The 22,545-nt window shown below is 56.3% G+C and carries 26 protein-coding genes and 1 tRNA gene; 21 read left to right on the top strand and 6 right to left on the bottom strand.

Going from position 1 to position 22,545, the window contains the following annotated elements; translation table 11 throughout:
* Positions 1-103 precede the first annotated feature (103 nt).
* The 7 genes from BM395_RS15365 to BM395_RS15390 all read left to right on the top strand — a co-directional run bounded on the left by BM395_RS15365 (position 104) and on the right by BM395_RS15390 (position 3,755).
* Positions 104-634 (top strand): ankyrin repeat domain-containing protein, encoded by a 531-nt coding sequence (locus BM395_RS15365; protein ID WP_090513369.1) that lies wholly within the window; start codon positions 104-106, stop codon positions 632-634.
* Positions 635-766: 132 nt separating this feature from the next.
* Positions 767-1,099, top strand: a complete 333-nt coding sequence (locus tag BM395_RS15370; RefSeq protein ID WP_090513371.1) for a DUF2025 family protein — start codon at positions 767-769, stop codon at positions 1,097-1,099.
* Between the two features lie 146 nt (positions 1,100-1,245).
* A complete protein-coding gene (locus tag BM395_RS23745; protein WP_256547038.1) occupies positions 1,246-1,377 on the top strand; it encodes a hypothetical protein in 132 nt (43 codons plus the stop codon).
* A gap of 47 nt (positions 1,378-1,424) precedes the next feature.
* Positions 1,425-1,832: a GNAT family N-acetyltransferase gene (locus BM395_RS15375; protein WP_090513374.1), complete on the top strand. Its 408-nt coding sequence runs from the start codon at positions 1,425-1,427 to the stop codon at positions 1,830-1,832.
* A gap of 211 nt (positions 1,833-2,043) precedes the next feature.
* Complete coding sequence (msrB, locus tag BM395_RS15380) at positions 2,044-2,565, top strand: peptide-methionine (R)-S-oxide reductase MsrB (protein WP_090513377.1); 522 nt, start codon at positions 2,044-2,046, stop codon at positions 2,563-2,565.
* 2 nt (positions 2,566-2,567) lie between these two features.
* Positions 2,568-3,242 carry a peptide-methionine (S)-S-oxide reductase MsrA gene (gene msrA / locus BM395_RS15385; RefSeq protein ID WP_197737971.1) on the top strand — a complete coding sequence of 225 codons (675 nt, stop codon included), beginning with the start codon at positions 2,568-2,570 and terminating at the stop codon, positions 3,240-3,242.
* 171 nt (positions 3,243-3,413) lie between these two features.
* A complete protein-coding gene (locus tag BM395_RS15390) occupies positions 3,414-3,755 on the top strand; it encodes a YciI family protein (RefSeq protein WP_090513379.1) in 342 nt (113 codons plus the stop codon).
* Between the two features lie 161 nt (positions 3,756-3,916).
* Here BM395_RS15390 and BM395_RS15395 read toward each other — a convergent pair whose 3' ends face one another.
* Positions 3,917-5,143, bottom strand: coding sequence for an NADH:flavin oxidoreductase/NADH oxidase family protein (locus BM395_RS15395; protein ID WP_048390100.1), 1,227 nt, complete (start codon positions 5,141-5,143; stop codon positions 3,917-3,919).
* A gap of 74 nt (positions 5,144-5,217) precedes the next feature.
* Positions 5,218-6,297 (bottom strand): saccharopine dehydrogenase family protein, encoded by a 1,080-nt coding sequence (locus BM395_RS15400; RefSeq protein ID WP_090513382.1) that lies wholly within the window; start codon positions 6,295-6,297, stop codon positions 5,218-5,220.
* A gap of 195 nt (positions 6,298-6,492) precedes the next feature.
* Between BM395_RS15400 and BM395_RS15405 the strand changes: the two genes are divergently transcribed.
* Positions 6,493-7,296: a type 1 glutamine amidotransferase domain-containing protein gene (locus tag BM395_RS15405; RefSeq protein ID WP_069901536.1), complete on the top strand. Its 804-nt coding sequence runs from the start codon at positions 6,493-6,495 to the stop codon at positions 7,294-7,296.
* A gap of 115 nt (positions 7,297-7,411) precedes the next feature.
* Positions 7,412-8,338 carry an acetoacetate decarboxylase (ADC) gene (locus BM395_RS15410; protein WP_069901901.1) on the top strand — a complete coding sequence of 309 codons (927 nt, stop codon included), beginning with the start codon at positions 7,412-7,414 and terminating at the stop codon, positions 8,336-8,338.
* A 15-nt stretch (positions 8,339-8,353) separates the two neighbouring features.
* Here BM395_RS15410 and BM395_RS15415 read toward each other — a convergent pair whose 3' ends face one another.
* Positions 8,354-8,833 carry a MerR family transcriptional regulator gene (locus BM395_RS15415; RefSeq protein ID WP_048390106.1) on the bottom strand — a complete coding sequence of 160 codons (480 nt, stop codon included), beginning with the start codon at positions 8,831-8,833 and terminating at the stop codon, positions 8,354-8,356.
* Positions 8,834-9,059: 226 nt separating this feature from the next.
* Between BM395_RS15415 and BM395_RS15420 the strand changes: the two genes are divergently transcribed.
* The 4 genes from BM395_RS15420 to BM395_RS15435 all read left to right on the top strand — a co-directional run bounded on the left by BM395_RS15420 (position 9,060) and on the right by BM395_RS15435 (position 13,872).
* Positions 9,060-9,890: an alpha/beta fold hydrolase gene (locus tag BM395_RS15420; RefSeq protein ID WP_048390108.1), complete on the top strand. Its 831-nt coding sequence runs from the start codon at positions 9,060-9,062 to the stop codon at positions 9,888-9,890.
* Between the two features lie 217 nt (positions 9,891-10,107).
* Positions 10,108-10,632 (top strand): RNA polymerase sigma factor, encoded by a 525-nt coding sequence (locus BM395_RS15425; protein ID WP_090513384.1) that lies wholly within the window; start codon positions 10,108-10,110, stop codon positions 10,630-10,632.
* Positions 10,629-11,462 (top strand): FecR family protein, encoded by an 834-nt coding sequence (locus BM395_RS15430; RefSeq protein WP_090513387.1) that lies wholly within the window; start codon positions 10,629-10,631, stop codon positions 11,460-11,462. The genes BM395_RS15425 and BM395_RS15430 overlap by 4 nt, the downstream gene beginning before the upstream one ends.
* A gap of 82 nt (positions 11,463-11,544) precedes the next feature.
* Positions 11,545-13,872 carry a TonB-dependent siderophore receptor gene (locus BM395_RS15435; RefSeq protein WP_090513389.1) on the top strand — a complete coding sequence of 776 codons (2,328 nt, stop codon included), beginning with the start codon at positions 11,545-11,547 and terminating at the stop codon, positions 13,870-13,872.
* Positions 13,873-14,049: 177 nt separating this feature from the next.
* On the opposite strand, the gene BM395_RS15440 is transcribed toward BM395_RS15435, so the two are convergent.
* Positions 14,050-14,976, bottom strand: a complete 927-nt coding sequence (locus BM395_RS15440; RefSeq protein WP_069901534.1) for a LysR substrate-binding domain-containing protein — start codon at positions 14,974-14,976, stop codon at positions 14,050-14,052.
* Between the two features lie 152 nt (positions 14,977-15,128).
* On the opposite strand from BM395_RS15440, the gene BM395_RS15445 reads away from it, so the two are divergent.
* The 6 genes from BM395_RS15445 to BM395_RS15470 are packed head-to-tail and all read left to right on the top strand — an operon-like array spanning position 15,129 to position 19,495.
* Entirely contained in the window at positions 15,129-16,250 is a 1,122-nt protein-coding gene (locus BM395_RS15445; RefSeq protein WP_090513392.1) for an NAD(P)/FAD-dependent oxidoreductase, read from the top strand.
* Complete coding sequence (locus BM395_RS15450) at positions 16,240-16,578, top strand: (2Fe-2S)-binding protein (RefSeq protein WP_090513394.1); 339 nt, start codon at positions 16,240-16,242, stop codon at positions 16,576-16,578. Before BM395_RS15445 ends, BM395_RS15450 begins: the two co-directional genes overlap by 11 nt.
* Complete coding sequence (locus tag BM395_RS15455; protein ID WP_090513397.1) at positions 16,568-17,974, top strand: NAD(P)/FAD-dependent oxidoreductase; 1,407 nt, start codon at positions 16,568-16,570, stop codon at positions 17,972-17,974. Before BM395_RS15450 ends, BM395_RS15455 begins: the two co-directional genes overlap by 11 nt.
* Positions 17,971-18,321 carry a RidA family protein gene (locus BM395_RS15460; protein ID WP_069901530.1) on the top strand — a complete coding sequence of 117 codons (351 nt, stop codon included), beginning with the start codon at positions 17,971-17,973 and terminating at the stop codon, positions 18,319-18,321. Before BM395_RS15455 ends, BM395_RS15460 begins: the two co-directional genes overlap by 4 nt.
* 47 nt (positions 18,322-18,368) lie before the next feature.
* The gene (locus BM395_RS15465) at positions 18,369-19,145 is read left to right on the top strand and encodes an ABC transporter substrate-binding protein (protein WP_079235628.1); all 777 of its coding nucleotides are present in this window, start codon (positions 18,369-18,371) and stop codon (positions 19,143-19,145) included.
* 8 nt (positions 19,146-19,153) lie between these two features.
* On the top strand, positions 19,154-19,495 hold the full coding sequence (locus BM395_RS15470; protein WP_069901529.1) for a hypothetical protein: 342 nt from the start codon (positions 19,154-19,156) through the stop codon (positions 19,493-19,495).
* 80 nt (positions 19,496-19,575) lie between these two features.
* Here BM395_RS15470 and BM395_RS15475 read toward each other — a convergent pair whose 3' ends face one another.
* On the bottom strand, positions 19,576-20,040 hold the full coding sequence (locus tag BM395_RS15475; protein ID WP_090513399.1) for a MarR family winged helix-turn-helix transcriptional regulator: 465 nt from the start codon (positions 20,038-20,040) through the stop codon (positions 19,576-19,578).
* Positions 20,041-20,296: 256 nt separating this feature from the next.
* Between BM395_RS15475 and BM395_RS15480 the strand changes: the two genes are divergently transcribed.
* Together BM395_RS15480 and BM395_RS15485 are read left to right on the top strand one after the other, a co-directional pair.
* The gene (locus BM395_RS15480) at positions 20,297-21,250 is read left to right on the top strand and encodes a PDR/VanB family oxidoreductase (RefSeq protein WP_090513403.1); all 954 of its coding nucleotides are present in this window, start codon (positions 20,297-20,299) and stop codon (positions 21,248-21,250) included.
* Positions 21,251-21,287: 37 nt separating this feature from the next.
* On the top strand, positions 21,288-22,370 hold the full coding sequence (locus BM395_RS15485; RefSeq protein WP_090513405.1) for an aromatic ring-hydroxylating oxygenase subunit alpha: 1,083 nt from the start codon (positions 21,288-21,290) through the stop codon (positions 22,368-22,370).
* A gap of 61 nt (positions 22,371-22,431) precedes the next feature.
* Here BM395_RS15485 and BM395_RS15490 read toward each other — a convergent pair.
* Positions 22,432-22,507: transfer RNA gene (locus BM395_RS15490), tRNA-Thr, on the bottom strand.
* Positions 22,508-22,545 lie beyond the last annotated feature (38 nt).

Below are 22,545 nucleotides of genomic sequence, written 5' to 3' on the forward strand. Positions count from 1 at the left end.
GCAACCTTGCCAATGCCTCTGTGCATCGGGGCGATGGATAAAGCCAATTAACCACCGGCCGCATTGCGCGTTATCCTCAACGCATCAACTTGAGGGAACGCACATGAACAACGACGCCGCCAACACCGATAACGCAGCCGAACTGGATGACCAGACCCTGGCATTCGCCGAGCGGGTATTCGATCTCGCCCGCCACGGTGAAACGCAAACGCTGGCCGAGATGCTGGCTCAGGGCCTACCCGTCAACTTGCGCAACCACAAAGGTGACAGCCTGCTGATGCTGGCCTGTTATCACGGCCACTTGGAAACTGCGCAGCTGTTGCTCAATCATCAGGCAGATCCGGAGCAGCGCAACCTCAATGGTCAGTCGCCACTTGCCGGGGTGATTTTCAAAGCCGACATGGCGATGATGACGCTGCTGCTCGACCACGGCGCCGATGTTGAGAGCCCGACCAGCGACGGCAAAACGGCCTTGATGATGGCCGCCATGTTCAACAACATCCCGGCCATTGAACTGCTGATTAGCCGCGGCGCCAATCCGCTGAGAGCCGACGACAGCGGGACAACCGCCCTGCAAGTCGCTCAACGCATGGGTGCAACCCAAGCCGCAGAGGCTCTGGCTGGCAAAGCCTGAAACGCACTAATGAACCTCGCCGGCGCAGCCTATTGATCCGGAGCAATATCACTGGCGCGCCGACGCCTTAGCCTTGTGCGCTTGCTGCTGCGCGGCAGCAGACACCCTTTCGGCTAATGGCGAGGCATGACAATGAGCATCACATCGAGCAGCATTTGCGCGGCAGCGGATCAACTGCAGGGTTTTGTCGGTTTCAACCGCAAAACCTCAGCCTATATCGTACGGTTCAGCGAAGATGCCTTCGGCATGGACATCCCGGACGACAGCATCACCCCAACCCATGAGTTTGTCTGGCAAGCGCTTACCGGTGGGGTTATGCAGCTCAAGCGCGAGCGCCTGCAAATGCTCCTCGACTTGCACCTCGACGACCGGATCAACATCACTGAACCCTTACGGGTGTATCTCAGTCGCGAAGACCTGCCCGAAATCAGCGCAGAGCGGCATATCTGCAAGAGCAATGGCTGAAATCTGCTGAAAGCCCCCAACACTCAAGCCGGCAGTGGCCTAGACTGAACAGTGATCCTCATGCAAATCAGGAGGTGCAGATGCCGCACGACTGCATGGCAACACCGAGCCACTATTCAACCATTTGAATTGCCGAGGTGAGTATCATGAGTAAAAGTCTCGATGCGAAAAAGCAGGCGAAGAAAAAGCCGCTGAAAACCGCACACGAAAAACGCCTGGCCAAAAAGCAGCGCCATTCCGGCACCACACTGCTGGGTAATCACTCCCCGAATCAATAAGCCTGTTTACCTGTGCGGGCAAAGGCTCGCACAGGTAATATCCGCGCATGAACCCGCCGCGCATTCGTTGCCTACCCGCCGCATTAACGCCTCTGGCCGACAAATTCTATCGCGCCCAGCGCTCGCCCATGCGCACCAAACAAGCTAATCAGGTCTGGGTCGCCGAGAGCGACGAGATTGTTGGCGCGCTGTGTTTACGCGCGGTCGCCGACGGCTTCTGGCTGACCAGCCTGCTGGTCGCAGCAACCCGGCGCAATCAGGGAATCGCCAGCCACTTGCTGGATCGCGCTTTGGCCGAGGTTGATGCACCCGTCTGGTTATTCTGCGCCCCGGCGCTGGCCGATTTTTATGCCCGTTTACACTTCACCCCAGCAGCCGATCTCCCTGTGGAACTGGCCGAGCGGTTAAGTCGCTACCAGCGCACCAAGTCACTCATCGCCCTGCGCTACCGCTAACCACAACGCCCTGCTTTCCACCTGAGGCGAGATGCAGCGCAGCTCATCTCTTGCGGCGGTTAGATTGAGCCTATGCCCGCGCCGTCGAACGCTAAAATCACGGCTAGTTGTGCATTTACGCCTTGATAATCATAAATTCTCGGCATCAACGGCCTGTAACATTTACCCAAAAGTATCGTCTATTAACCAAGCCCTCAATGAGACTGCAGTCATGAAGCGACGTGCACTGATCCAATCCATTGCGCTACTGCCCGCTGTGTCCCTGCTCGGCAATTTCGCGCAGGCGGCTGAGGCCGATCCGGCCAGAACGCCTACCGTGAAAATGCTCGATAAAGACCATGAACAATGGCGCGAGCAGGTTTCTGCCGAAGCCTACGATGTGCTGTTTGAGGAAAACACCGAACGCCCCGGCAGCAGCCCGCTGAACCATGAAGAGCGTGAGGGCACATATATCTGCGCTGCCTGCTATTTGCCGCTGTTTGAGAGCAGCAACAAATTCGACAGCGGCACCGGCTGGCCGAGCTTTACCCAGCCGATAGCAGGCCACATGGCCACCAAACGCGACTTCAAATTGATACTCCCGCGCACCGAATATCACTGCGCGCGCTGCGAAGGTCATCAAGGTCACGTATTCGATGACGGACCGCCGCCGCGTGGCGAGCGCTGGTGCAATAACGGCCTGGCACTGAAATTCATCGTCGCGGGCGAAACCTTACCGCCACTCAGGAGCTGAACATGACTCTGTCGCTAACGCATTGCTGCAAACCCATCGCAGGCACCCTGCTGTGGGCTGCATTAAGCACTGTATTGATGGCTTGCGGCGCGGGCTCTTCACAAGCCGAGCAAGCGGCTGAACCCGTGACCAATGCCGCGCCTGCCGAGTTTCAGGGCAAAGCCGTGTTTGCTGGCGGCTGCTTCTGGTGCACCGAGTCCGACTTCGACAAGATGCCTGGCGTTATCTCGACCACATCTGGCTACACCGGCGGTGAGGTGAAGAACCCAACCTACGAGCAAGTTTCAGCCGGCGGCACCGGGCACATTGAATCGGTGCAAGTGGTCTACGACACCCGCAAAACCAGCTACGCCAAGTTGCTCGAAGCATTCTGGCCAACCATTGACCCGATCACTGCCAACGCTCAGTTCTGTGACCATGGCACCCAGTACCGCAGTGCGATCTTCTACGCCAACGAGAAGGAGAAGGAACTAGCAGTTGCCTCCAAGGAAGCGCTGGACGCATCGGGGCGATTCAAGCAACCCGTAGTTACCGAAATTCTTCCCGCCACCACCTTCTATCCGGCCGAGGAATACCATCAGAACTACCACAGCAAAAATCCCCTGCGCTACAACTACTACCGCAGCGGCTGCGGCCGTGATGACCGCCTGGAACAACTGTGGGGGAAGAAAGGCTGAGGGTTGAATCGCCCAAAGCCGTGTAGGCATCTATGCTATCTACCTTGAGCGCCCCAACCTTGCAACCAATGCAGTTGCAAGGTTGAGGCCTGAACTCAAGCAACTGAACCGATAGTTAAAGCGTCAGGCTGAATAGGACGTACGGCCTGCATCACCGCGAGTAGATGCATCATGTCCAAGTATCTGATTTCGTTTCCGAGCGCCGCAATGGTTGTCCCGGAAGGTGAGTGGGAAGCCGTGACCCGGGATTCGCACGCGGTGATTCAAGAGGCGAAAGCCGCCGGTGTTTACGTATTCGCTGGCGGTATCAACGATGCTGAACCCACCCTGCTCGTCTCAGCCGACGGCTCGACCACAATCGGCGGCTATCCAGAAGCACCAGCACTAAACGGCGGCTTCGCCGTGCTCGAATTGCCCTCCCGCGACGCTGCCATCAAATGGGCCGCACGTCTCGCCCAAGCTTGTCGATGCGACCAGGAACTGCGCGTGTTTGGGTTTGATCCAGAATCTTGATATTTGATCGTAGAACCGTGCCATGCCACGGTTTGAAGCTGTAGATTTCTAGCCAGCTGCTGGATGCGACTGGCAGGAACCGGCCAATAGCGGACGCTCCTGCTAGTAATGACCGATACGACAAAACTTAGCTCTTCAAACACAAAACTTGCCGGCGCACATCAAACGGTTTCCACCCACCGTCGATATTGACGAGTGCGAAGTGCCATACCGAGCTGTTGCAGGATAAGCGCACGCAGCGGTGAAACGTTCGGATCGGGCTTTTTCGCGCGACTCAGCTTGCGCAACTGAAACTTCACTACCGCCATGTTTGCCAAGGATGCGATGGCTTTATTTTTCCAGGTAATCGGCGGCAATTGCGGAGCATTGTCTTTGCCCAGCAGCCAGTCCCGAGGCAAGTTGGGATCGATGGCTAACGCTGTTCCGATCCCAACCATATTAACGCCGCTCTGCACGACGTTTTCCGCCACCGCGCGGCGACGTATACCACCGGTCACCATTACCGGCATTCTGGCAACTGTTTGGATATCACGGGCGAACTCGACGAAGTAGGCTTCGCGAGCCAGCGTGCGACCATCGCGCGCCTCCCCCTGCATAGCGGGCGCTTCATAACTGCCTCCGGATAATTCCACCAAATCCACACCAAGGCCATTGAGCAGCTCAACGACCTTCTTCGCATCATCGGCGGTAAACCCTCCCCGCTGGAAATCGGCGGAGTTGAGCTTGACCGCCACTGCGAAATCCGCAGAAACCACAGCCCTGACCGCCTTGACGATTTCGAGTAACAGGCGCGCCCGATTTTCTAGGGAACCGCCCCATTCGTCCGTCCTTTGGTTGGTCAACGGCGAAAGGAACTGGCTCAACAAATAGCCATGGGCAGCGTGGATTTCCACGCCGGTGAATCCGGCTTGTTCGCCGAGGCGCGCGGTGTTCGCAAAGCGTTGGATAACTTCCTTAATCACGCCGGAGGTCATCGCGTGAGGCATGGCGAAACGCTTGGACAGTTTGCCCAAATCCAGCGGCACGGCCGACGGTGCCCATGTTTTTTGCCCAAGATTGGACTGCATCTGCCGCCCTGGGTGGTTGATCTGCAACCAGAACTGCGCACCGCCGGATCGACCAATACGTGCCCAACGCTTGAACTTGGCCAGTTGCTGATCGTCCTGCAAAACTACGCCACCCGGTCCGGTCATGGCGCGGCCGTCGACCATCACGTTGCCGGTGATGATCAGGCCTGCACCACCATCGGCCCACGCTTGGTAGAGACGCATCAGTTCTTCGGAGGGTGCCTGATCGGCGTCCGCCATGTTCTCTTCCATGGCGGCTTTGGCGATTCGGTTCTTGATAGACGAACCGTTTGGAAGCATCAGGGTGTCGAACACATTCATGGGGCAGTCCTCAACTGGATATGAGGCTACCTTAAGATTGAAGTCAACTTTAAGGTCAACATCTTTTTTCCGAATCATTCGATGTTCATCGCGCCAGATCCTGGCAATTGCGTCACCAGCTCAGCACCTAACAACAGTGCGGGTGTGTAAGCCCCGCCAGTCGGACGCATTTGCAACAGGTAATCAACCACCGCCAATGCAGCGTCGATGGTCAGGCTGTAGACGTTCGCGGTATGCAGGCGCGCGGTTCTGCACTCACCGCGGGCGTTGCGAGCCTCGCCCCAAACATAGGTGCCTTGATCTGCGCGTTTTTCCTGATCTGGGCCGACCACGGTTTTTCCAATTCGTGCTTTGAGCAACCGCTGCACGAACGACAAACCCAGCAACGGACGAATCCAATTAGCAAACCGGGCGCAGCGGATCATGCCTGCGGAACCAGGGATGAAAACTTCGATGTTGGCAATACCGGTGGTGTGCCAAGCAGTGGAAACGTCGCCCCATGGAATAGTCATTGCCAGCTTTTCTCCGGCACCAAAGTCGATGCGACGCACCCGGTAGGCCAGCGGCACCGAGGTGATTTTGCCGTCACGGCGAACCTTGCCACCCTGCGCCATACCCTCAATTGAAGTCTTAGCAGTACCGGGCGAAAAACTTGAGCGCGAATCAAAACCCAATGCCAGATGCGTAGCATCCGGCATCGCATTTTTCAATGCAGCGGCTACACAGTCCGTAGGGACCACATCGAAACCGACGCCTGGGCAAATGACCACGCCCGCCGCCCGCGCACGTTCATTCAGGGATTGAGCGTGCTCGAATACGGCAATCTCGCCGGTGATATCCAAATAATGTGCATTGGCACGCAAGCATGCTTCCATCATCGGAACGGCGGTCGCTGAGAACGGCCCTGCACAATGCAGAACCAAGCCATGGCCTTTGATCTGAGCAAGTAAACGTACTTCGTCTTCGAGTCCAAACACCCGAGCCTCAAGACCCAACTCCCGAGCCAGGGCTTCAACTTTGTCTCGGCTACGTCCCGCCAGTACAGGTTTAAGCCCACGTTTTACAGCATCACGAGCGATCAACTCGCCGGTGTAGCCGTTGGCTCCATAAATCATCCATTTCATCTGCGTATCAAAGTTGTCTAGCTGACTCATGCATGGCTCCCGAGTGGATTAGTGACGAGCGTTATTGCCTTGCTCATTGAGCATCAGACGCTAGCGTTAAAGTCAGGTTGAGGGTCAAGTTGAAGCGAGCAGCTACCAGTGGAAATTATTTGCAGAGGCGGGGGTTGACCTTAAAGCGAGGTTTAAGGTGAGCATGCGCCGACCTGCTTGATTGATGGAACCCGGATGATGCTCAAGACCTTTGTTTCTTATGCGTTGGTACTGATAGGTAGCGCTTTCATGACATTTGCAAATGCTGACACCGCCCCTTCCACAATGACTGCCAAAAATCGCCAAATTCTGGTGATTCTGACCAACCACTCCAGCTATCCCTCACGAACCGATACGACGGGGTTGTGGCTGACTGAGCTGACGCATTTCACCGACGTAGTGGAGGCAGCTGGCTACAGCACAGTTTTTGCCAGTCCCAAAGGCGGTGCGGTGCCTCTAGATGAGCGCAGCCTCGGTTGGTTGTACATGGACAAGGCCGCCCGAGAGCATTTGCAGTCCCCTGCCTTTCGCGCTCGCCTGCAAAACACACTGCCGATCGCCGATGTCGATCCGTCCCAGTTCAGCGTCATCTACTTCACCGGGGGCCATGGGGTGATGTGGGACTTCCCCAATAATCCTGACCTGCGGCGTGTCGCCGAAACCATCTACAACCAAGGTGGCATCGTCTCCGCAGTCTGCCATGGCGTAGCGGGTCTGTTGGATCTGAAGGATGAACAAGGCCAATTGATCATCAAGGGTAAGAACATCACCGGTTTCTCTGATCGCGAAGAACTGCTCTCTGGCATGAAAAGCCAGGTGCCCTTCTTCCTTGAGGACAAGTTGGTGAGCCAAGGGGCGCGGTACCGCAAAGGCTGGCTGCCATTCACGTCATTCGCCATCACTGATGGAAGGCTTGTCACCGGCCAAAACCCTCAATCGCCCAAAGCCGTAGCTGAAGCCGTGATGGCGGTGCTCTCAGGCGACAACGTAGCTCGCTGAACCCTCAAGTAGTTCCCACCACCCGGAGAAAGACCGATTGAAACTCGCAAGCGCCGTATTAACAGGATTGCTGTTCAGCTCAATTGCCAACCATGCGTTGGCGGGGACGCCTGAAATGCTCAGCCCGACTGAAACCAACACAATCGATATCGCAGGCCACACAGTGCCGGTCGTCAAGGGCGGCTTGTACGACCGTTATCGCTCGAATCCTCCCTTGTCGGTGATTGCAGCAGAACTGCCGGGTGTTGATTTGAGCTGGTTCAAAGGACTGGAAAAGCACAAGGTAGACATTGGCTTCGAGTCATACTCTCCGAACTTTTATTACCAGAACAGTCGGGTAACGGCTGTTTACACGGCCGACCTGGACGCACTTCGGGCATTGATGCCGCCGGAAGTATTGGCAACCGTACACCCCCTGCAAATCTGGCCGGGTCGCGGCTTGATTGCGTTTACCGCGTACACCTATGAGCATTGTGATAACGACGCCTATAACGAAGTGGCCGTGTCGATCATTACCAACAAGCCAGGCAAAGCAAATCTGGGCCCGTTCACACTGATTGGCCAGTCGATGTCTGGCGACTTCTGGGGCTATGTGCTCAAGCTGCCGGTCAATACCGAGCTTGCACGGGTGCGCGGTGTCGTCGGTTACAACCTGCCTAAATGGCTGACCGGTATTGACCGCAAAGAAGATGCCCAATCTGTGGTCTATGACATCACCGACAGCCAGACCGGAAAAGTCGACGTGTCCTTCAAAGCGAAGAAACTCGACAACCTCTCTCGCGATGTCGACATCGTCACCAGCAGCTTCACCAATCTCGATCATCAGGGCCAACTGGCATACGGGTATGCGGTTTCCCGCCAGCTCAGTCACGGCTCCAGCCGCGACGCTGATTCGGTCACCCTCACGCTGGGCGACGGCAGTCTGTCGAATTACCTCCGTGCCATGAAGCTGGGGAAAATGATGAAGTACGAATACGTGCCAGAGTTCCAGAGTGCGCTTTATGCGCCCAAGCCACTCGCCAGCCTGATTGGCGAGCGCTGAGACCTTTTGCGCCTGTCAGGCTCCGGAAGCCTGACGGGTGTGTTTTTTTGTAGAAGACGTTACCGCGGGCCTATCTGAAGCTTTGCCAACCCCCTCTTCACGCAGACGATTTATCAGCATTTGAGCATTATCCCCACACGCCATGCCGTCGGGTTTATCTTCGATGCCCTTGATGACGACCAGAAGTTGAGCTTTGTTTTGCGCTAGCCGCTCCTGCAGAACGCTGATTTCTTCCACCTTTTGCTTAAGTCCAGTGAGCAACTCGTCGTGCCGCCAGCCACTGGCATTCATCGGCATCAGTTGCCGAATCTCCTCCAATGAGAAACCTGCCGCTTGTGCGCCGGTGATGAGTTCCAGTACCCATTCGGTATCGGGCGCGTAGTCCCGGTAGCCATTAGCCTTGCGCTCAACGGAGCTGATCAAGCCACTGGCCTCATAGAAACGGATGCGTGACGGTGCCAGTCCGCTAATTTTCGCCAGTTCGCCTATTCTCATACATCACCCTGAAAAATCTATTGACCTTAAAGTTGACTTTAAACCTAAAGTCATCGAGCGGCCAAGCGCAACGTGTGACTTGGTCGTCATGGCGTTCGTGAGTAAGCGCAGGCTAATCCAGCAACGCACTCTGAACTGCCACCGGAAGGGCTGCATGCTATTAACTCAAGGCCATGATCGGAACGCGATTCGATGAAGGCCTCCACTTCATTCAGGAGATACGAACATGGGGTATGTCACTACAAGAGATGGTGTTGAAATCTTCTACAAAGACTGGGGGCCACGCGATGCCCAGGTCATCTTCTTTCACCACGGATGGCCACTGAGCGCGGATGATTGGGACGCGCAAATGCTCTTTTTCCTGGGTGCCGGTTACCGGGTTGTAGCACACGATCGGCGCGGTCACGGGCGATCCAGCCAGGTCTGGGATGGACACGACATGGACCACTACGCCGACGACGTCGCGGCCGTAGTTGATCACCTGGGTGTACAAGGAGCAGTTCACGTCGGGCACTCCACCGGCGGCGGTGAAGTCGTTCACTATATCGCTCGCCATGGCGAAGACCGCGTCTCGAAAGCGGCCATCATCAGTGCCGTGCCACCGCTGATGGTCCAGACACCGACCAATCCTGGCGGCCTGCCGAAGTCAGTGTTCGACGACTTGCAGGCACAACTGAAAGCCAACCGGGCACAGTTTTACCACGACGTTCCTGCAGGGCCTTTCTATGGCTATAACCGCCCGGGTGCAAAGACCTCCGAGGGCATTGTCTTGAACTGGTGGCGACAAGGCATGATGGGATGTGCACAAGCACACTATGACGGGATAGTGGCGTTTTCTCAGACCGACTTCACCGAAGATTTGAAGAGCATCAAGATCCCCGTCCTGGTAATGCATGGTGATGATGACCAGATCGTGCCTTATGAAAATGCAGGGGTTTTGTCGGCCAAACTTCTGCAAAACAGTACGTTGAAAATCTACCCGGGCTTCCCTCATGGAATGCCGACAACCAACGCCGAGACGATTAACGCAGATCTGCTGGCATTCGTGCGGAGCTAAAAAATGGGGCGGGTTAATCCCGCCCTTTTTCCCCTTGCGACTCCAAGATCAGATTTTGAATTTCGCAAAGTGCATAAGAAATGCGTTAACTGATTGTCCGCTATTGGCCGATTTCGGACCACCGCGGCCAACTGCTCCCGAAACAGACAAACGACCCTGTTAATACAAAGAATTATCATTTATATTCGCACTTAAATCGCATTGCCTCAGGCCCCGCATGTCGCTGGAGTCCGCTAAATCCTCTCTTATCAGCACTCTGGTGCGTCATTACGACGAGCTGGTCGAGCGCGTTCGCCGGCGTTTTGGTGACGGTGGTTTTGCCCATGAGGTGATCCACGATGTTTGTGTTCAACTCCTCGAAAAGCAGCAAAAAGAGCAACCCCGAACGCCGTTGGCTCTGCTGCACAAGATTTCTCACGATCAGGCTATCAGCCGTTACCGCAGTGAACGCCGGCGCCAGGCGTGGATTGTCACCCTGCCCGATCTGCCTGAGCGCGAATCTGAGGCACCCTGCGCTGTTCGGCAATACGCCGCGTGCGAAGAGCTGGAGTTGCTGACCCAGGCCATTGAAGCACTGCCGCCGCGCTGCCAAATGGTTTTTGTTATGCATAAAATCCATGAACTGCCGCAGGCGGAAGTCGCCAGACAAATGGGAATTTCCTTGAAGACGGTGGAGAAGCACCTGCGGCTGGGGCTGGCGGCTTGCCGCGCGCACCTTGCTCGCACGACGTTAGAACCATGAACAACACCAAGACAGCCATGCCCAAACAATCGCCGGACGATGAGCTGCTGGCCCGTCATCGTGACGCGCTGCGCAATCGTTTTCCGCTGCCTACGCCCAAGCCCCGTAAAAAGGCCAAATCAGCAAGCGCTGCGGCCTGTGTTCTGTTGCTGGCGGCGGGCTTTGTGTGGCTGGACCCGGCTTATCACCGCGAGCAGTTCCGCGCGCCCCAGGGCGAGCACCTGCAGGTGCAGTTATCCGATGGCAGCCAGATAATGCTGGAGCGCAATAGCCGCATCACGGTTGAGTGGCACTTACGTTCCCGGCGCGTGCAACTTGAGCAGGGACAGGCGATGTTCGATGTTGCTAAAACGATTGTCCGGCCGTTCCAGGTGACTGCTGGTGAGGCCCGTGTTCAGGTGCTGGGCACGCTTTTCAGCGTTGCTGACTTCAACCAAAACGTGCGTGTCACGCTGGTGCGCGGGCGTGTTTCAGTAAGCACTCGCGACGATCCAGAGCACAGTGTGACGCTGCTGCCTGATCAACAGATAGACGTGTCGAAAAACCAATTACAGCAAGCAGTGTCTGTCGATGTGAACGCTGCGAACGCCTGGCAAAACGACCAACTGGTGTTTGATCACACGCCACTGGCGGAGGTGCTGATGCTAATTCAGCGCTACTCCCCTCGCCCGGTCATTCTTGATGAACCAAGCCTGGCCAACCTGACACTGAGCGGTGTATTCGATACGCGTAACGTTGACGCGCTGCTCAGCGCCCTGCCCGAAGTTTTGCCAATCGCCCTCAACAGCACAGCCGATGGCGAGATTCACGTCGTGGGCAAGGCTAAATAAAAATATTTTCGGTTGGAGGTAGGGTTTTGGTCTGCCCATGACGGCTTATAGGTCAGACCCTACATTCCAAGGAAAATAATTAATGAAGCACCGTCTGCCCTTGCAGTTGTCAGCCCTCACCTTCAGCTTACTGCTCGCCGTCTCGGCGCAGGCTCAGGAGGCTGTCGAGCTGGACTTGCCCAGCGCCTCTCTGGACCAAGCCCTGAATACTCTGGCCCGCCAAACATCGGTACAGATCCTGTTCGCCAGTGACATTACCGCAGGTAAAACCGCACCCGCCATCAAGGGCCGCTACACACCTGAGCAAGCACTGGCGCAGCTGCTGAATAACAGTGGCCTGCAATCAAATGCGCGCGGCGAGCAGACATTCATCATCGCCCCGGCAGAATCGGCGACTGCGCATAACCCCACTGAAACTACGCAACTTGGCAGCATGGTAATCAAGGGCGATGTTCTCGGCGGCGCGACCGACTCTGAAATTTTAAGCTACTCAGGCAGCCGCTCCAGCGTCAAATCTGCTGATCTGACAAAGGCCAGTGTGCGCGGCGTCGATGACGCATTGCAGCGTGTACCCGGAGTCAAGATATTCGATGAAACCGGGACCGGCGCACTGCCACAAATAGCGGTACGCGGGCTGTATGAAAGTCGCAGTGGGCGGGTGCAAGCGTTGTCCGACGGCGTACCACTCGCTCTCGCACCTTACGGCCAAACAGGGCTTTCGCTGTTCCCGGTCACCTTGGCGACCGTCGACAGGATAGATGTTGTGCGCGGCGGTGCAGCCGTCCAGTACGGCCCAAACAACGTGGGCGGGGTGATTAATTTCATCAGCAAACCCATTCCACGCCAAACAGAAACGACCCTGCAGGAGAGAATCACCTTTAACGCGGGGGGCCGTCAGCTTTGGGATTCCTACCTGGGCACCGGCGGTTACCTCACCGACAACTTCGGTTTACAGCTCGACCTGAACACCATCAACGGAGAAACAGGCCGCGAGCATTCGGATACCGATATCCAGAACTACCGTCTGCGCGGCCAGTGGGATATCAATGACAACAGCGATTTGAGCTTCGGCTTACAGCACTACAAAGCCGACATGGATCTGGCCGGTGCTCTGAGTGTTGAGGACTATAAAGACGACCCACGGCAGTCAACGCGGCCACTGGATCGCTTTGAAGGTGATACCGACCGGGTATGGGGAACCTACACCCAACAATTTGGCGCAGCGGGCCCTTTCGATTCGATTGAGTTCAGCTGGACCAACTTCGCGCACAACAGCTATCGCAACTTCATCATTGGCCTGCCCTTCACCCCGGACGGTACAGCCGCAACCAAGCAGGACGCTCCGCGCGACTTCAAAGTATGGGGCAGTGAGCCGCGCCTGAGCATGACCATGGACGGTGAAAGCGTCAGCCAAACCTGGCTATTGGGCGCGCGCTACGTCAAGGAAGACATCGACTATGAAGTCAACCGACAGAACCTCGCGACCGGCCAAACTCAGGCCTTCCGCGACTGGACGTTCAATGATGACGCCAAAGCCTTTTACCTGAGTAACGCCATCAGCCTGTTCGACAACCAGCTCACCATCACACCCGGCGTTCGGTACGAGCACGCCACCATGAATTACGACGATGGCATCACCGGCTTCAAAAACGAAAACGTCGCCAAGGAGTGGCTACCCGGCTTGACCCTTGGCTGGCAGGCCAGTGAGGACTGGTTCATCTACGCCAATGCGCAAAAATCCCTGCGCCCGCCGCAGGTTACCCAGATCGTCAAGGAAGGCGACGTTGGCGCTGAACTGGCGTGGAATTATGAAACGGGTGTGCGCTACACGCCATGGCAAGGCTTGCGCGTTGACATGGGCCTCTACCGCATCGACTTCGATGACCAGATCTCCTACAACGCCACCACAGACCGCTTCGAAAACCTTGGCAGCACCCGTCATCAAGGTCTCGAAACAGAAGTGTTCTGGCCCCCCAGCGCCCTGCCGCAACTGGATCTGCATGCCAGCTATGCCTATCTGGACGCCGAGCAGCGCAACGGCAGTTTCAAGGGCAACGACGTGCCCTTCGCCTCCAAAAATCAATTCTCCATCGACGGCCGCTACCGCTTCGCCGAATACTGGACCTACAGCCTCGACGGACTTTACGTCAGCAGCGCCTACACCGATGCAGCGAACACCACCGATGAAAACAGCATCGCCTCGGTAGGGGAACTGCCCGCCTATTGGCTGTGGAACACGGCTATTGAGCGTGAGTTCAAGCTTCAGGACCAGAGTGTTCTAACGGCGTCTGCGGGCGTGAGCAACTTGTTCAACCGCGAGTATTACTTCCGCGGCATCGACACCAGCCCTTGGGGCCGCCAACCGGCGCCCGAGCGTTCGTTGACGCTCGGCGTTAATTATCGTTTCTGAGGGGGGAAAAGTTTGCAGGAGACAGGGAGTAATTGGGGCAAGCCTCAATTGCTCCCTGTCTAATCAGTGGCGCAACCTATACAGCCTCCCGGATGCATTGGGAAGCTCTGCTGCAGGCGTAGATTCAAATCACACAGTCATTCAATCAGCTATATGGGTCGGGATTATTCATCCCGGTCATTTTACGATGCCAATGGTGTCGCCCAGAAAACTGCCTTTCACCTCACGGTCAACGAACTCGCGCATATGCGAGACGAAACTCTGCTGGATGTTTGAGAGCCGGCCCTGAGAAGGCATTAGCATATTGAAATCAACCTCAATGGACGGCGCAAAAGGACGAAACACAACCCCCTGCCCCTTGTACTCCAGCGCACTGATCGCATCGACCAACGCCAAGCCAGCGCCCAGTTCAACAAATGCGCACATGGGCGCAGACAATTGCGTTTCCAACTGAAGCCTGCGCGACACGCCATGCGCTGAAAATATGGCATCGATGTGGTGTCTGGAGCCGACCGCGCTCGGATAGGAGATAAAGGCCTCGCCTTCAAGGTCTTCCGGAACCACAACAGATTTCTCTTGCAGTCGATGCCCGGCAGGCATTGCACAGAGCAAATTCGATCGCAGCAGTTGTTCGCCGCGCGGGCACAGATAAGTACTGGGCTCCGCAATAAAACCCAGATCACAACGTTGCCCGATCACCTGATCCACAACTTCTTCAGACGACTGCACGACCAGACACACCTGCGCATGGGGATGTTGCTCGACAAACGCGCAAATGGCCCGCGGTAAAAATGAAAGACCCAGTGCCGGCGCGCAGACGATGCGCAGCGACCCGCGGGTGAGGCTGCAGATTTCTCTCGCCGCGCGGGCGATACGCTCAACACCGACCAGAGAGCGCTGAACCTCTTCATACAACACCAGTGCTTCCGGAGTCGGTCGCAGTCGGCCCTTGATGCGGTCGAAGAGCGGGAAGCCAATATCTTCCTCAAGCGCTGAAATCAACCGAGTCGCGGCCGGTTGAGAAATGTGCAGCGCTTCTGCCGCACGCGTCACCGTCTCTCCCACGATGACTGCCCGGAACGCTTCAAGCTGACGAAGGTTCATTCAGCAACCCATAACAAATAAACATAGGCTTCATAAAATAAAGCATTTTTCAGTCACCGATAAGCCCCATAGGATTGATATCAACCAATAGAGGCTCCGGAATCAGTGGCCTATATGAATCTTAGCGCCATAGAACAATGAGCAATCAACCTATGCATAAATCGAAAACAGTTGTCGTAGGTGGTGGCCTTTTGGGCATGACCATCGCTTACGGGCTTGCGCTCAAAGGGCAACAGGTTTGCGTTTTGGACGAGGGCGACAGCGCCTTTCGCGCGTCCAGAGGCAACTTCGGCTTGATCTGGGTGCAAAGCAAAGGTTACGGCATGACCCCTTATGCCCACTGGACCCGACAAGCAGCTGCATTATGGCCTGAACTGGCTGGCAAGCTCTTGGCCGATACCGGCATTAATGTGCACCTGCGCCAGAATGGCGGGTATCAGTTGTGTTTGTCGCAAGCCGAGCTCACTGAAGAAGTTCACCGCTTGCAGTGGCTGGAATCTGCTTTGGGTGACTACCCCTTTGAGGTGCTCGAACCGAATGAGTTGCAGAAACGCCTCCCGCGGATCGGCCCGGACGTTGTCGGCGCCTGTTTCTCCCCCATGGACGGCCACGTTAATCCCCTCAAGCTGTTCAGTGCCTTGCACCACGCCTGCCAAGCGCGCGGCGTGCACGTTCTCCACAACTATGCCGTCGATGGAATTGAAGCTTTCGGCAACGATTTTCTGATCACATCGAACGCTCGCGAGCTGCGTTGCGAGCAACTGATACTGGCTGCAGGACTGGGAAACAAAACGCTCGGAGCCCACCTTGGGCATGACGTACCAGTAGCCCCCAGCCGTGGACAAATTCTGATTACCGAACGAATTGAGCCATTTCTTGATATTCCCACGTCAACCGTCCGGCAAACCGATGAAGGCACCGTCCAGCTCGGCGACTCGGCCGAGTCCGTCGGTTTCGATGACCGCACCAGCACAGCGGTGATCGCTGACATTGCAGATCGTGCAGTGCGCAGCTTTCCGTGTCTGGCCAACGTCAATCTGGTGCGGGCGTGGGGGGCTTTGCGCGTGATGACCCCGGATGGCGGGCCGATCTATCAAGAGCTGTCACATGCGCCCGGCGCGCACTTGGTGTCCTGCCACAGCGGTGTAACGCTTGCTGCCATGCATGCCCTGCGACTCGCACCGTCAATAGCCACAGGCACTGCGCTGCCGGAACTTGCGTCTTTCGGACTCGGACGATTTAGCGCCAACGCAGAGGTTCATCATGCCCACTGAAAGCTTGTTTACCCCATTAGCCAAAGCTCAGTCTTGGGTAACCATCGACTACGAAGGGCATCAGCTCAAGGTTCCGCAAGGTGTTTCCATCGCCGCCGCCTTGCTCGCCAGTGGCGTACGCCATTCGCGTACCACGCCTGTTCAGGGCGCTAACCGCGCACCATTTTGCATGATGGGTGTGTGTTTCGAGTGCCTGGTCGAGGTCGATGGTGTGCCCAACCGCCAAGGCTGTATGACGCTGGTAAGCGACGGCCTCAGGGTTCGACGTCAGCTCGGGGCGCGCAAGCTGGCGCCACTTTGTGCCGAAGGTGACTGCGATGAAAACTAAAGCCGTGGATCTGTTGATTATCGGTGCGGGGCCAGCCGGTATGAGTGCCGCTGTCGAGGCGCGCAACAACGGCTTATCGGTACTGGTGCTGGATGAGCAGCCAGGTCCTGGCGGGCAAATCTACCGCAACATTAGCAACACCGACGCCCAACGCTCACAGATACTCGGCGCTGACTACAGCCATGGGCGTCATTTGGCACAGGCGTTTTTGGCCAGTGATATCGAGTATGTCGCCCAAGCCTCGGCGTGGCAGGTCACTGATCAGAAGCAAGTGCACTATTTGCATCAGGGGCAATCGCGAGTAGCGCAGGGCCAAAGATTACTCATCGCAACGGGCGCATACGAGCGTCCAATGCCGATTCCAGGCTGGACCCTGCCTGGCGTCATGACTGCTGGCGCGGGCCAGATATTGCTCAAGAGTGCGGCTGTGGTACCTGCCGGTCCTGTCGTTCTTGCAGGGTGTGGGCCTCTACTCTACCTGCTGGCCGTTCAGTATTTGCAGGCTGGTATTTCCCTTGCAGCACTGGTCGATACCAGTCGACACAGCGACGTGCTCAGTGGTTTGCGCCATATACCCAAAGCCTTGAAGGGCTGGCCGGACCTGCAAAAAGGCCTGTCACTACTCGCAACATTACGTAAAGCCAAAGTTAAGCATTACAGGGGCGCAACAGCGCTGCGTATTGAAGGCAGCGCACACGCCGAAGCCCTGAGTTTCAGCAGCCGTGGTGATGAATATCGCATTGCCTGCAACCTCGTCATGTTGCATCAGGGCGTAGTGCCTAATACCCAAATCAGCTGGTCTCTGCGTCTGCAGCACCATTGGCAGAACGACCAACTGTGCTGGCAAGCTGAGCGCAATGCATGGGGCGAAACCAGCACGTCCGGGATATTTATAGCCGGCGATGGCGGCTCCATTGGCGGTGCAATGGCGGCTCAGGCACAAGGACGAATCGCAGCACTGGCTATCGCCTGTCAGCTCGGCCGACTAGACAGCTCCAGCCGGGACAAGCTTGTAAAACCCTACCGGAAGGCGTTGCACCGCTGCATGGCGGCGCGCCCTCTCATCGATTCGCTATATCGCCCGCGCAACGAGAACCGCATTCCCGAAGACAACGTAATTGTTTGTCGTTGCGAAGAGGTCACCGCCGGCACCGTACGCAGCCATGTGCGTCTCGGTTGCCTGGGCCCAAATCAGATTAAAGCCTTCAGCCGCTGCGGCATGGGCCCCTGCCAAGGGCGCCAGTGCGGCTTGACCGTAACCGAGATTATTGCCGCCTCCGGCAACGTTAGCGCAAGTGAAGTGGGTTATTACCGCATACGCGCGCCTTTGAAGCCCATCACCCTGAAACAGCTTGCACAACAGCCCAACAAAAACCTCAACCAGGAGTTGTCATGAGCAATATTGAGCATTTCGACAGTAACCCGAAACTAAGCCGGGTTGTTGTTCACCAGGGCGTCGCATGGCTCAGCGGCATCGTCGCCGACGACTGCAGCCAGGACATCAGCGGCCAGACTCGACAGGTACTTGCACGACTTGAAGCCCTGCTGGCTTCAGTCGGTAGCGACAAGTCACGCGTGCTCAGTGCCCAGATCTGGATGAAGGACATGAAGGCCGATGTTGATGCAATGAATGCCGAATGGATCGAATGGTGCGAGACGCCTCCTCCGGCACGCGCTACATGCCAGGTCAGCTTCGACGATCCCGATATTCGCATCGAGCTCATCGCCACCGCCGCCGTCTGAACAATCCAGCAATCCCTAAGCAATAACAACAACACTCTGGAGTTTTCATGAACACGAAAAATATAGTCCGCACGCTGGGCCTGATGACACTGATCGCGATGGGAAGCAATGCTTACGCTGAGAACGGCACCATGCGCGTCGGCATTGAAGCGGCTTACCCGCCCTTCGCGTACAAAACCCCGGACAATAAAATCCAAGGGTTTGATTACGACATTGGCGAAGCCATTTGCGCTGAAATGAAGGTCAAATGCGAATGGGTAGAGGTTGAGTTCGACGGGCTGATTCCTTCACTCAAAGTCCGCAAGATTGATGCAGCCATCTCATCGGTTTCAATCACACCGGACCGCCTTAAATCAGTCGATTTCACCAACAGCTACTACCGCCTTCCCGCGAAGATTGCGGTTCGCAAAGACAGCGCCATCAAAGCAATTCCAGAAGACCTGGCGGGTAAACGCATTGGTGTTCAGCGCTCAACCAACTTCGACCGTTACGCCACAGAACACTTCCAAACAGCAGGTGCCGAAATCATTCGCTACGGCAATCAGGCCGAGATCTTCCTCGACATGCTGGCTGGGCGCCTAGACGCCACCATGGCAGGCTCGATTGCCATTGAAGAAGGCTTGCTGAACAAGCCTGACGGCGAGACGTTCGGGTTCGTAGGCCCCGACTACACCGACACCAAATACTTCGGAATGGGCGCGGGGATTGCCGTGCGCAAAAACAATCCACTGACACAAGAAATCAACCAGGCGCTGACAACCATACGTGCCAATGGGACATACGACTCCATTCGCAAAAAATACTTCTCTTACGATATCTACTGAGAACGGCCGTGCTGCTTTCGCCCCTGGAAATGTTTGCGTTAGAAAAGCTTCTTGAGCAGACAGGCACAAGCGGCCTGGAATTATCGCCCAGTCATTTCAGCGCGCTTGGCCGGGAGTTCACTGCAGCCGGCTTTTACACCCTCATCAAATGCCATGAGCAGCATGAACTCATGCTGCTCGGCAAAGAACTGAGTGTGGCGTTTACCCATCACGCCTTGAAGCGTGGTGGGTACTTTATCTGCTGGCTTGAGGACAACTTCACACTTTGCCTAGAAGGTGTGGCGAACCACCAGGATTGGTCTTCCGAGGTATCACCAGAAAGCCTCGCCATTCTCTGGCGCCAGCCCTAGCCGACCTGTTGCTGCCACTGCCCTGTCGGGCCCTATACGCGCAGCGTCTACGGCCAATTCTTTCCCCTGAATATCGCGCGCTACTCTTTCGGCACCACTGCATTTACTTCTGGCAATTGCCCACTCATGCGGTGCAGGAAGTCGATGAGTACCTCGACCTCGGATTCACTGAAGTTTGCCAGCAGTAACCGCTCCCTTTCGAGCGCTGTTTCCAGCACCCGGTCGTGTAATTCGCGCCCTGAAGGGGTGAGCGTTACGGTGTGCCGCCGGGCATCTTTGCTATCGACTTCGGTAGACACAAAGCCTTCGCGCTCGAGCATCTGCAGCGAGCGACTCACAGCACCTTTGTCGAGCCCAATCACCTGAACAATCCGGTTGGCGCTGATGTGATCCTCCACAGCAAGCATTGCCAGCACCCGCCACTCAACGATGCCAATGCCAAAGTGCTTGCGATAGCAGGCGGATGCCCCGCTGGACATGTTGTTGGTAAGGAATGTGAGCAGAGCGGGAACGTAACGCTCGAGATTAAGTGGGGGTTGCGCCATGACAAACGGGTCCGCTGATTTATTTTAATTGGTTGACATCGCAACTAAAATTACTAAGATTAGAGTCACTCAAAGATATCGCGTCGGCATCATAGTCCAGGCGCCAGAACAATAAAATTATGAGGCTCATCGCCATGAACAGCCTGCACTGGCTCCCTCCTCCCTGAGCTGAATCGCGCTTATCACGCGGTTGCTGAAACCGCCTAAATCCATTTTATTTTTCAAACACTGCATTACTGCGGTGGCGGGTACGCTCATGCTCGACGTTTATGTGTCACGCAAAACCACTGAAGCTGAAGATGTTTGCAGCTTCGAATTGACGGCTGCCAATGGCGCGCAATTACCGGCCTTCACTGCGGGCTCGCACATCGATGTGCAGGTTGCGCCAGGGCTGACCCGACAGTATTCATTGTGCAACCCGCCACATGAGCGCGAGCGGTATCTGATCGCGGTGCTCAACGAGCCGGCATCTCGCGGTGGCTCAAGGGGCATGCATGCCGACATACCTCAGGGCGCACAGCTGAAGATCGGCGAGCCACGCAACCTTTTCGAGCTCGACCTGACAGCGGAGCATTACCTGCTGTTCGCCGGCGGGATCGGTATTACCCCCATTCTTGCCATGGCGCACGATTTATTGGCAGCCGGAAAGTGTTTCGACCTGCATTACTGCGGCAGATCTAAAGAGCGCCTGGCGTTCCTTGATTTGTTAAGCACGACGCCTTTCGCCAAGCACGTGCATGTTCATGTAGACAACGGCCCAGCCGAACAGCGTCTGGATGCAGCGCAGATACTGCAATCGCCCACAGCAGGCGAGCAACTTTATGTCTGCGGCCCATCCGGGTTTATGGCCCACATTGAGTCAACTGCCAAAGCCTGTGGCTGGCGCGATCAGCAGATTCATCGCGAAGATTTTGCGGCCCCTGTGCAGGTGCTTGAGAGGGATCAGCCGTTCGAAGTTGAGTTGACGCGTTCCGGGCAGATCTTGGTGATACCGGCAGAAAAGACCGTACTCGACGTGCTGTTAGAGAACGATATCGAGATCGAAAGCTCCTGCGAGCAAGGCATCTGCGGATCATGCATTACACGGGTTTTAGCCGGTGAGCCGGATCATCGCGATCAATACATGAATGCCAAGGAGCATGCCCTCAACGATTGCTTTACCCCGTGCTGCTCGCGCTCGCTCAGCCCCCGGCTGGTGCTCGATCTGTAACCCCTGACAACAATAAGCCTGATAGTTGGAGAGCCTGATGAATACCTCACACACCCAGTCGCAAGCCATCGAAATCGGTGCGCCCGCTGAAACGCTGCCAAAATTTCCATTGAACCAATGGTACGTAGCAGGCTTTGCCTGGGAGCTGAAAGACAAGCCACTGGGCAGAACCCTGCTTTGCAAACCGATTGTTTTGTTTCGGACTGCCGATGGCCGTGCTGCAGCGCTGGAGGATCGTTGCTGTCACCGCGCTTTACCTCTGTCGCACGGCACGCTTGAAGAACAGGGCCTGCGTTGCGGTTATCACGGCTTGCTGTTCAACGGCTCAGGCCAGTGCCTGGAAGTGCCGGGGCAAGCCAAAATACCTTCAAAAGCCAAGGTGCCGGCCTACCACGTAAGAGAACGTGACCAGATTATCTGGATCTGGTTTGGCAGCCCAAATCAGCCGGAGCCGACAAGCGAGCCGCCAGCGTATGACATTCATAGCAGTGGTGAGTATCTCTTTGACGGCGACGTCTATCACTACGATGCGCCTTACCAGCTCATCCACGACAACCTGCTGGACTTGAGCCATCTGGGTTACGTGCACCTGCGCACTATTGGGGGTAATGCAAGTGTGCACATGAATGCGCAAATGAACGTTGAAAGCACCGACACCAGCGTGACGGTAACCCGCCATATGCCGGGCTCGGTTCCGCCGCCAACCTATTCGGCGGCCTACCCCTTCAAAGATAAAATTGATCGCTGGCAGGAGATCGAGTTTCACGTATCGCACCTGCGTATCTGGACCGGCGCCATCGATGCGGGCACAGACTCGCTGGACAATCCTCAGCGCGAAGGCTTTCACATGCGCGGCTTCCATGGCGTAACGCCCGAAACGGAAACGACCAGCCACTACTTCTGGACGATGGCGACCAACCCCAAGAGCAATGAGCAGGAAATCAAGGAGAAGGTCGTCGAGCAGACTGCCATGACCTTCGATGAAGACAAGGTTGTGATCGAAGCCCAGTACCGCAACATGCTTGAGTTTGGCCCAAAGCCGATGGTCGACATTCACGTTGATGTCGGTGCAAACCGCGCACGCAAGATTATTGAGCAGCTGCGCCAGGCATCTTGCTGATCGGCAGTCGAGGCGGCTCAAACCGCCTCGACTCCGAGCTGGGTTCCAGGGTTGACTCAATTGGTGCCGTTGAGAGGAATTGAACCTCCGACCTACTGATTACGAATCAGTTGCTCTACCAACTGAGCTACAACGGCGCAGAGTGCGGCGCTGGGGTTTGGCGGAGCTGTTTCGC

The sequence above is a fragment of the Pseudomonas marincola genome, assembly GCF_900116605.1.
Taxonomy (GTDB): Bacteria; Pseudomonadota; Gammaproteobacteria; order Pseudomonadales; family Pseudomonadaceae; genus Aquipseudomonas; species Aquipseudomonas marincola.

What these genes read in the sequence shown, in the direction of transcription:
- BM395_RS15365 (WP_090513369.1), top strand. Translation starts at nt 104, where the DNA reads ATGAACAACGACGCCGCCAACACCGATAACGCAGCCGAACTGGATGAC.
- BM395_RS15370 (WP_090513371.1), top strand. Translation starts at nt 767, where the DNA reads ATGAGCATCACATCGAGCAGCATTTGCGCGGCAGCGGATCAACTGCAG.
- BM395_RS23745 (WP_256547038.1), top strand. Translation starts at nt 1,246, where the DNA reads ATGAGTAAAAGTCTCGATGCGAAAAAGCAGGCGAAGAAAAAGCCGCTG.
- BM395_RS15375 (WP_090513374.1), top strand. Translation starts at nt 1,425, where the DNA reads ATGAACCCGCCGCGCATTCGTTGCCTACCCGCCGCATTAACGCCTCTG.
- msrB (WP_090513377.1), top strand. Translation starts at nt 2,044, where the DNA reads ATGAAGCGACGTGCACTGATCCAATCCATTGCGCTACTGCCCGCTGTG.
- msrA (WP_197737971.1), top strand. Translation starts at nt 2,568, where the DNA reads ATGACTCTGTCGCTAACGCATTGCTGCAAACCCATCGCAGGCACCCTG.
- BM395_RS15390 (WP_090513379.1), top strand. Translation starts at nt 3,414, where the DNA reads ATGTCCAAGTATCTGATTTCGTTTCCGAGCGCCGCAATGGTTGTCCCG.
- BM395_RS15395 (WP_048390100.1), bottom strand. Translation starts at nt 5,143, where the DNA reads ATGAATGTGTTCGACACCCTGATGCTTCCAAACGGTTCGTCTATCAAG.
- BM395_RS15400 (WP_090513382.1), bottom strand. Translation starts at nt 6,297, where the DNA reads ATGAGTCAGCTAGACAACTTTGATACGCAGATGAAATGGATGATTTAT.
- BM395_RS15405 (WP_069901536.1), top strand. Translation starts at nt 6,493, where the DNA reads ATGATGCTCAAGACCTTTGTTTCTTATGCGTTGGTACTGATAGGTAGC.
- BM395_RS15410 (WP_069901901.1), top strand. Translation starts at nt 7,412, where the DNA reads ATGCTCAGCCCGACTGAAACCAACACAATCGATATCGCAGGCCACACA.
- BM395_RS15415 (WP_048390106.1), bottom strand. Translation starts at nt 8,833, where the DNA reads ATGAGAATAGGCGAACTGGCGAAAATTAGCGGACTGGCACCGTCACGC.
- BM395_RS15420 (WP_048390108.1), top strand. Translation starts at nt 9,060, where the DNA reads ATGGGGTATGTCACTACAAGAGATGGTGTTGAAATCTTCTACAAAGAC.
- BM395_RS15425 (WP_090513384.1), top strand. Translation starts at nt 10,108, where the DNA reads ATGTCGCTGGAGTCCGCTAAATCCTCTCTTATCAGCACTCTGGTGCGT.
- BM395_RS15430 (WP_090513387.1), top strand. Translation starts at nt 10,629, where the DNA reads ATGAACAACACCAAGACAGCCATGCCCAAACAATCGCCGGACGATGAG.
- BM395_RS15435 (WP_090513389.1), top strand. Translation starts at nt 11,545, where the DNA reads ATGAAGCACCGTCTGCCCTTGCAGTTGTCAGCCCTCACCTTCAGCTTA.
- BM395_RS15440 (WP_069901534.1), bottom strand. Translation starts at nt 14,976, where the DNA reads ATGAACCTTCGTCAGCTTGAAGCGTTCCGGGCAGTCATCGTGGGAGAG.
- BM395_RS15445 (WP_090513392.1), top strand. Translation starts at nt 15,129, where the DNA reads ATGCATAAATCGAAAACAGTTGTCGTAGGTGGTGGCCTTTTGGGCATG.
- BM395_RS15450 (WP_090513394.1), top strand. Translation starts at nt 16,240, where the DNA reads ATGCCCACTGAAAGCTTGTTTACCCCATTAGCCAAAGCTCAGTCTTGG.
- BM395_RS15455 (WP_090513397.1), top strand. Translation starts at nt 16,568, where the DNA reads ATGAAAACTAAAGCCGTGGATCTGTTGATTATCGGTGCGGGGCCAGCC.
- BM395_RS15460 (WP_069901530.1), top strand. Translation starts at nt 17,971, where the DNA reads ATGAGCAATATTGAGCATTTCGACAGTAACCCGAAACTAAGCCGGGTT.
- BM395_RS15465 (WP_079235628.1), top strand. Translation starts at nt 18,369, where the DNA reads ATGAACACGAAAAATATAGTCCGCACGCTGGGCCTGATGACACTGATC.
- BM395_RS15475 (WP_090513399.1), bottom strand. Translation starts at nt 20,040, where the DNA reads ATGGCGCAACCCCCACTTAATCTCGAGCGTTACGTTCCCGCTCTGCTC.
- BM395_RS15480 (WP_090513403.1), top strand. Translation starts at nt 20,297, where the DNA reads ATGCTCGACGTTTATGTGTCACGCAAAACCACTGAAGCTGAAGATGTT.
- BM395_RS15485 (WP_090513405.1), top strand. Translation starts at nt 21,288, where the DNA reads ATGAATACCTCACACACCCAGTCGCAAGCCATCGAAATCGGTGCGCCC.